8 protein-coding genes and 1 pseudogene are annotated in these 7,363 nt (G+C 43.5%); 4 read left to right on the forward strand and 5 right to left on the reverse strand.

What is annotated here, in order from left to right; translation table 11 throughout:
• The 3 genes from clpP to F8L24_RS00825 all read left to right on the forward strand — a co-directional run bounded on the left by clpP (position 1) and on the right by F8L24_RS00825 (position 2,800).
• Positions 1–588, forward strand: coding sequence for an ATP-dependent Clp endopeptidase proteolytic subunit ClpP (gene clpP / locus F8L24_RS00815; protein WP_294951002.1), 588 nt, complete (start codon positions 1–3; stop codon positions 586–588).
• A gap of 8 nt (positions 589–596) precedes the next feature.
• Positions 597–1,115, forward strand: a complete 519-nt coding sequence (gene def, locus F8L24_RS00820) for a peptide deformylase (protein ID WP_294951003.1) — start codon at positions 597–599, stop codon at positions 1,113–1,115.
• 98 nt (positions 1,116–1,213) lie between these two features.
• On the forward strand, positions 1,214–2,800 hold the full coding sequence (locus F8L24_RS00825; RefSeq protein WP_294951004.1) for a YifB family Mg chelatase-like AAA ATPase: 1,587 nt from the start codon (positions 1,214–1,216) through the stop codon (positions 2,798–2,800).
• 34 nt (positions 2,801–2,834) lie between these two features.
• Here the strand turns inward: F8L24_RS00825 and F8L24_RS00830 are convergent, their stop codons facing one another.
• Positions 2,835–3,902 carry a YeiH family protein gene (locus F8L24_RS00830; protein ID WP_294951005.1) on the reverse strand — a complete coding sequence of 356 codons (1,068 nt, stop codon included), beginning with the start codon at positions 3,900–3,902 and terminating at the stop codon, positions 2,835–2,837.
• A 136-nt stretch (positions 3,903–4,038) separates the two neighbouring features.
• Between F8L24_RS00830 and F8L24_RS00835 the strand changes: the two genes are divergently transcribed.
• Positions 4,039–4,953: a LysR family transcriptional regulator gene (locus tag F8L24_RS00835; protein WP_294951006.1), complete on the forward strand. Its 915-nt coding sequence runs from the start codon at positions 4,039–4,041 to the stop codon at positions 4,951–4,953.
• Here the strand turns inward: F8L24_RS00835 and mobA are convergent.
• The 4 genes and pseudogenes from mobA to F8L24_RS00855 all read right to left on the reverse strand — a co-directional run.
• Entirely contained in the window at positions 4,937–5,506 is a 570-nt protein-coding gene (gene mobA, locus F8L24_RS00840) for a molybdenum cofactor guanylyltransferase MobA (protein ID WP_294951007.1), read from the reverse strand. The genes F8L24_RS00835 and mobA overlap by 17 nt on opposite strands.
• Positions 5,503–6,624, reverse strand: coding sequence for an MFS transporter (locus F8L24_RS00845; protein WP_294951008.1), 1,122 nt, complete (start codon positions 6,622–6,624; stop codon positions 5,503–5,505). Before F8L24_RS00845 ends, mobA begins: the two co-directional genes overlap by 4 nt.
• On the reverse strand, positions 6,621–7,154 hold the full coding sequence (locus F8L24_RS00850) for an RDD family protein (protein WP_294951009.1): 534 nt from the start codon (positions 7,152–7,154) through the stop codon (positions 6,621–6,623). Before F8L24_RS00850 ends, F8L24_RS00845 begins: the two co-directional genes overlap by 4 nt.
• A pseudogene (locus F8L24_RS00855) lies at positions 7,154–7,363 on the reverse strand (hypothetical protein); the annotation flags it as partial. The pseudogene F8L24_RS00855 and the gene F8L24_RS00850, both read right to left, overlap by 1 nt.

Raw genomic sequence — 7,363 nt, forward strand, 5'->3', positions numbered from 1 at the left:
ATGAGTTATATTCCATACGTTGTAGAACAGACCGGCAGAGGCGAAAGATCTTACGATATCTATTCACGTCTATTGAAAGACAGGATCGTTATGCTCAGCGGCGAGGTGAATGACCAGGTCGCTTCTTCCATTGTGGCGCAGCTGCTTTTCCTCGAGGCGCAGGACCCCGACAAAGATATCTACTTCTACATCAACTCGCCGGGCGGCGTGATCACGTCGGGTCTTAGTATGTTCGATACGATGAACTACATCAAACCCGACATTGTCACCATCTGTATCGGCCAGGCGGCATCCATGGGGGCTTTCCTGCTTGCATCGGGGACCAAAGGGAAGCGTTATGCGCTGCCGCATGCACGCATTATGATACATCAGCCTTCAGGCGGAGCACAGGGACAGTCCACTGATATCCAGATACAGGCACAGGAGATCCAGAGACTCAAAGATACGCTTAATGAGATTTTGGCGGAGAAGACAGGGAAAACGGCTAAAAAAATTGAAAAAGATACCGAGAGAGACAATTTTATGTCCGCCAAAGAAGCAGTAGAGTACGGTCTGATCGATAAAGTACTCACTAAATCGTTTTCATAGGACAGAGAATGGTCAGAGAGATAGTGATTTACCCCGATAAACGTTTAAAGCAGATTTCAAGAGAAGTTGAGCAGTTTGACGGTACACTGCATGATCTTCTGGACGATATGTATGAAACGATGGTCGCACGCAACGGTGTGGGACTGGCGGCCATTCAGGTTGGTGTTGATCTTCGTGCTCTCATCATCAATGTACCTCTTGAAAAAGAGGAAGGTGAGCATGACCAGCCTAAAGAGAATACCCTTGAAATGATCAATCCGGTCATTGTCGAGAAAGACGGTTCTGAAAAATTTCAGGAAGGATGTCTTTCTGTTCCCGGTATTTATGAAGATATAGAACGTGCCAAACATGTCAAAGTTACCTATTTTGACCGAAACGGTGAGCAGCATACCATTGAAGATGATGATTTTCTTGCTATCGCTATGCAGCATGAGATCGATCATCTTGATGGAAAGGTTTTCATTGAGAAACTCTCTTTTCTCAAACGCAAAAAATTTGAAAAAGAGTGGGCAAAGCGGAACAAATAGTATTTTGGGCAGAAGAAACCCTTTGTTTATACAGATAGAAATATGACAATATGACATATTTTTGATCTTCTGCCGTATTCTTGTGTCATACTGCGACTATGAATGCAAAAACGCATAGTGGTAATCTTCCACCCCAAAACCAAAAAATAAAAGTCAAAGAAAAACAGCCGGCCATTGTGAACCGTCTTGCCTGTGCAACACTTGAAGGTGTCAATGCCAAGGTGATAGAAGTCGAGGCTACTTTTACCAAAGGATTACCCGGATTTTCCGTGGTAGGTCTTGCTTCCAATGATATACAGGAAGCGAAAGAACGTGTAAAATCTGCACTTTTGACCAATGATTTTGTTTTTCCCCCTTTGAAGATAACAATCAATCTGTCTCCCAGTGACATCAAGAAGAACGGCACACATTTTGACCTTTCACTGGCTCTCCTGGTAGCACTGAACAAAAATGCCTTTACAGAAGAGGGTTTGTTTGTTTTCGGTGAGCTTGGCCTTGACGGGCGTGTGAAAAGTTCCACGCTGCTTTTCCCCCTTATCCTTTCTCTCAAAGAGCAGGGATTGATCAGAAGAGCAATCGTTCCCCTGGAAGCCATCAAACATTTGAGTCATATCTCCGGTGTAGATTTTATTGCGGTGGAAACACTCTCCGAGACTATACAGCTTTTGAAGAAAAAAGAGTTTAAAGCCCATACAAAGCAGTTTTCCTATGAAGCAAGATCACTGGAAATATCAGGAAAACCCTACTATTATGAAGAGAGTTTTGAAAGTGACTTTGCTGAGGTAAAAGGTCAGCTGATTGCCAAAAGGGCAGCTATGATAGCGGCGGCTGGTATGCACAATTTTTTTATGGAGGGTAATCCGGGTTGCGGAAAGAGTATGATCGCCAAACGGCTGAAAGACATACTTCCGCCGCTGTATGAAGAGGAGCTTCTTTCTATTGCCAAGCATCAGTTTCTTGATGGCCAGACACCGGACTTCAAGGCAATACGCCCTATGCGTTCCCCACATCATACGGCAACTTCTGCTTCTATCTTCGGCGGGGGTTCCGGACAGGCAAAGATCGGCGAAGTTGCGCTTGCCAATTACGGGATACTTTTTTTTGATGAAATCCCCCATTTTTCCAAAAATGTGCTTGAAGCGATGAGAGAACCGCTGCAGGACAAGAAAGTACATATTGCCAGGGTCAATGCCAAGATAGAGTACCAGGCGGATATTATGTTCGTTGCAGCACAAAATCCCTGTCCCTGCGGGAACCTGCTTTCAAAAACCAAGGCCTGCCGTTGTTCCGAAGTGGAGATCAAGCGTTATCAGAATAAACTTTCAGACCCTTTTCTTGACCGTATTGATCTTTTTGTGGTCATGCAGGAAGTCAATATCGATGATAAAGGAGATATTAGCTCAGAGGCAATGCATAAGGCGGTGATTTCAGCATTTATCAAACAGAAAGAGCGGGGGCAGGAAAGGCTTAACGGTAAACTGGCTGAAAACGAGATAGAGCGTTATTGTCTTTTAACTGTCGATGCGGGCAAGGTACTTGAAGGTGCCATCGCCAGGTTCGGGCTTTCACACAGAAGCATTGCCTCAGTCAAAAAAGTGGGACGTACCATAGCAGATATTAACGGACATGAGAAAATCGAGAAAAAAGATATACTTGAAGCATTGAGTTACAGAAGAAGAAAGTAGGGTGCGCAATTGCGCACCCTGTCACGAAAGCAGCCTATAATATCTCTACGATCACTTTTGTGATTATGAACCCGCCTACAACAAGCCAGACAAACATACTGAGGGCTGTGTAGACTGGTGCGAGGCCAAGACCTTTGAACTTGGCAAAGATCGTTCCCATACCCAGTGCAGTCATTGCCATAGTAAGCAGGAAGGTATCTATCTCGTTAATAACATGAACAATATTTTCCGGAATAAAATGGAACGAATTGAATCCTGCAACCAAAATGAAGTAAACGGCAAACCAGGGAATAACGAGTTTGGTTTTTCCGCTATGCTCGCCACCTGCGCGTCTGGCATCCCAGGCAAGGTAGAGACCGAGGATGATCAGCATCGGTGCGATCATAATAACCCTGGTCATTTTGACAATTACCGCTGCATCAGCCATTTCTTTTGGAGAACCCGGTACAGAGGCTGGTACGGCAACGACCTGTGCCACTTCATGGATGGTACCGCCTACATAGATCCCGAATTCCCTTGCTGTCATATGAAGGAAGCCTGAAGCATGTTCAATGATCGTTGTATAAAGTACAGGGTAAAGGAACATAGAAATGGTACCGAAGAGTACGACCATGGAAACAGCTACAGCAGTTTTGTACTCTTCTGCTTTCAAGACGGGCTCGGTTGCCAGTACAGCGGCTGCGCCACACACAGCTCCACCCGCAGCAGTAAGGATAGAAGTGTCTTTTTCCATCTTGAATATCTTTGTGCCGATCCATGAGCCGAATATCAGCGTGGAAGAGAGCATGATCAGAGAAACGAGAAATCCATCCATACCTACGGCCATGATTTCCTGAAAGGTGATTCTGAAACCGTACACTACAATGGCAAAACGTAGAATTTTTTTACCTGAAAAGGTGATACCGCTATGCCATTCTACAGGAGTTTGGTTATGCAGTGTATTGGCGTAAAAGATACCCATGACAATACCGATGACAAGAGGGGACAGCCCCAGTGCTTTGACCGGTCCGAGTCCGGCAATATAAGTTGCGCCCGCAGCGAATATCGCAACGAACAAAATACCACTGAGGGTACCTTTGCGGTTTTCAGGAGAAAAAGCCATATAAATCCTTTTAGGTTAGTCAAGTTAAATTCAAAAAAATTGATAACTATTTTGGAATACTACTATAATTTTGATACAATAAGCAAATAAATTCAATACAAAAAGATAATAAATTTTTTAGAACAAAGAGAGCATTATGAAAATAACACTTCGACAGATGGAAATATTTCTCAATGTGGTCGAGTCCGGTCACCTTACCAATGTGGCAAAAAAAATGAATTTGAGCCAATCAGCGATTTCCATGTCCATCAAAGAGCTGGAAAATATTCTGGGGCGGCCCGTCTTTGACAGGATCAATAAAAAATTGGTACTCAACGAAGTGGGACGGGCCTTTTACAAAGAGATTGATCCGATCTTTAAAAAGCTTTCTGATATTGAATATGAATTTAAAAACTCAGAGAACAAAGGAATGATCCGTGTCGGAGCAAGTACAACGATCGTAGATTATCTGATGCCTTCGATTATTTGCAGCTATATGAGTTCTTACCCTGATGTGAAGATCACACTCAAAGAAGGCAATACCAAAGAGATCGTCGAAATGATCAAAGCCGGAAACATTGATGTGGCTTTTGTTGAAGGGATCGTGAACGGTTCCGATATCATTCAGGAAAAAATAGGAGTAGATGAACTGGCTGTCATTACCGCCAATAAAGCCATGGCGGCACCCTGTTATATTGATGAACTGGCGCAGAAACGCTGGGTGCTTCGTGAAGAGGGTTCCGGAACGAGAGAAGTCTTTCTCAATTATCTGAAAGACAAAGTGAGTGATTTAAATATCTTTTTTGAATTGGGACATACGGAGTCGATCAAGAGTATTTTGCTGAACAGGGAGTGTTTTACCTGTATTTCAAAAATTTCTGTCAGAAATGAAATTGCAGAAGGGAAACTGTTTGAAGTGAATGTCAAGAATTTTGACTGTAAACGTGATTTTTTGATGATTTACCATAAGGACAAGTACCACAGTACACTGTTTGAAAAGTTTCTTTTCTTCTCCAAAAAACTGATGATGCAAATGCTGGATGAGGAACAGCGTATCAAACAGAACGTCTAATCGCTGCCTCATACTCATGGGGATGGTTAAGATTTTCAAAGGATGTATTGTCCTCAAATGCTATAAACCTGCTTCTGTTCTGATTAAGAAGAGAAGTCAGCCTGTGTCTGTTATCCAGAAGCTGCTGTTTGGCAAAAGGCAAGAGTGAACGTCTGTAAATACCGCAGAGAGGCTGTATGCCGTCCGGACTTTTGGCTATAACGGCATCGGCATTCTTCCGATTGGCTTCAAACAAGGCAGCAATTACCTTTTCAGTGACAAACGGAGCGTCAACACTTAAAACGAAAAGTGCATCCGTGTCCAGCGTTTCAAAAGCTGAAACGATACCTGCAAGCGGTGAACTTTCTTCATATCTGTCACAGATCAGTTCGGCAGGGAAAGCAAATTTGTTTTCTTTCGCGGAAAGATAGACGGATTCAAATATATTTTGCATTTTTCTATACTGGTATTCCGCCAGTGTCGGGTATTGTCCAAAGGGAAGCAGTGCTTTGTCCCTGCCCATACGTGAGCTTTTCCCGCCGGCAAAAATGACTGCCGGTATTGTATACTTCATGCAGCAGCCTCCTTTCTTTTTTGATGTATCAATAATACCGCAAATGCCATAAAGGTGATACATGCTTCAACAAGAAACATATTTTTGCCGTAAATTTGGCCCGAAAGTATTGCCCCAACTGAACCACCCAGCCCGAATGCTATACCGAGAAAGAACTGCTGTGCCAGTTTTTTTTGGGAATAAAGTGAAAAAACATAGGTAATCGAGGCGGTATGATAGAGTGCAAAAGAGACAGCATGGAGTGACTGTGATGCAAAGGTCCAGGGAACAGAGCCGGGGAAGAGGTAGAGGATCATCCATCGGATGACAGTAACAAGGATGGCGAACTGGAGAATATTCAGCAGATTGCGCTGCAGGAGAGGTCCCTGAAAATAGAGCATGACAATTTCGCAGACCACACCAAAACTCCACATCCAGCTTGTCATTTCCAATGAGATGCCGTGTGAAGTTTCATAAATGGTGAAAAAGTTGTAAAATCCTCCGAAACCTACCTGCATTAAAAAAACTGATACCCAGAAAGCCCAGTATTTTGACAGGGAGAAAGCACTGTCATCCTGCGCTGCCGAATGGACGGTAGTATCATACCTGACCAGTAAAGTACCGAATACCAGGGAAAGAAACGTTGCAGCATTCAGGTAATACAGTGCTTCATAGGGGACTTCCAGAACTTTCCCCAGCCAAAGTGCAATCCCCATGAATCCCAGTGATCCCCAGAGACGGATCTTGCCGTAAGATGTTTTGGTCAGTGAAGCAAGTGCAATGGTTTCTACATAGGGAAGCGAAATACCTACCGCTGCACCGAAAAGCAGGTTTGCGACAAGGTAGAGTCCAAAACTTTTGACTGTTCCCAGAAAGAGCAGTGTAGAGATAACGGCAAGAACGAGAGAAAGAATATATACTTTCGGGGTCAGTGCAATATAGTGTCTAAAGATGAAAGGCAGTAGAAAACGCATAAAAGGTGCAGCGGCATAGATAACCCCAACTTCTATGGTGGAATAGCCAAGTTCCAACAGGACTTTGGGCATGAAAATGACATAAACACCGACCAGCGCAAAATAAAAAAAGTAGAAGGCTCCAAGAATGGGGGAGAAGAATTCCGGCCGTACTTTCAGTTTCATTTTGATTCAGGCAGACAAATAACAGCTGTATTGCTTAAAAGGTCATGCAGGGTTTTTGCATCTTTTCGGAAGAACATCATGAGCCAGCCAAAAATTGTGAAAAGTGAGAGTACAGCCGCGACATTTCTAAAAAAAATAATAAAAAGTGAAGGCTTTTCTCCGGTACTTTCATCTATGAGGGTAAGATCATAGGCACGGTATCCGGGTGTCTGACCTGTTTTGTACATGAAAGCGGTCTGGATAACGATAAGAGGCACAAGAATATAAAGCCATCCCAGTGCCTTGTGTGCGGCAAAACCTTCCCTTCCACCCATTACCAGGTAAAAAACAATATACATAATGGGCATTACAAGCATAAACGAGTCGGTCAGAAAGGCTTTTACTTTTTCCCCCTTGGAAGCATAATTTCTTTTTGGTTTTTGCGATTTTTCCTGAGAAGTTTTTTTTGTTATTCTACCTTGTTTAATATCACGAAAACGTTTCTTCCGGGGAGTATGCCTCTGCGGATCGCTGTTTGCTGTTTTTGCCATTAGAAATCCCATACGACGGCACCGTAAATGCCGTTAAAATCCATGTCGACAGCCAGGCCCTCTGCAAGATCATTGCTATCAAGATGTATGCCTTTGTACCCGGCTTCGATACCCAGCCCCATGCTGAAAGTATATCGGGCACTCAGCTCGTAGTTGTAATACGTTGTATTGTCATAACTGAAATAATCCCCTTCAAACTGAAGACTGAC

It is taken from the genome of Sulfurovum sp. (assembly GCF_015493435.1).
Lineage (GTDB): Bacteria > Campylobacterota > Campylobacteria > Campylobacterales > Sulfurovaceae > Sulfurovum.

Bases quoted from the DNA above. Each gene is read 5' to 3' on its own strand.
- clpP (WP_294951002.1), top strand. From the start codon at position 1: ATGAGTTATATTCCATACGTTGTAGAACAGACCGGCAGAGGCGAAAGA.
- def (WP_294951003.1), top strand. From the start codon at position 597: ATGGTCAGAGAGATAGTGATTTACCCCGATAAACGTTTAAAGCAGATT.
- F8L24_RS00825 (WP_294951004.1), top strand. From the start codon at position 1,214: ATGAATGCAAAAACGCATAGTGGTAATCTTCCACCCCAAAACCAAAAA.
- F8L24_RS00830 (WP_294951005.1), bottom strand. From the start codon at position 3,902: ATGGCTTTTTCTCCTGAAAACCGCAAAGGTACCCTCAGTGGTATTTTG.
- F8L24_RS00835 (WP_294951006.1), top strand. From the start codon at position 4,039: ATGAAAATAACACTTCGACAGATGGAAATATTTCTCAATGTGGTCGAG.
- mobA (WP_294951007.1), bottom strand. From the start codon at position 5,506: ATGAAGTATACAATACCGGCAGTCATTTTTGCCGGCGGGAAAAGCTCA.
- F8L24_RS00845 (WP_294951008.1), bottom strand. From the start codon at position 6,624: ATGAAACTGAAAGTACGGCCGGAATTCTTCTCCCCCATTCTTGGAGCC.
- F8L24_RS00850 (WP_294951009.1), bottom strand. From the start codon at position 7,154: ATGGCAAAAACAGCAAACAGCGATCCGCAGAGGCATACTCCCCGGAAG.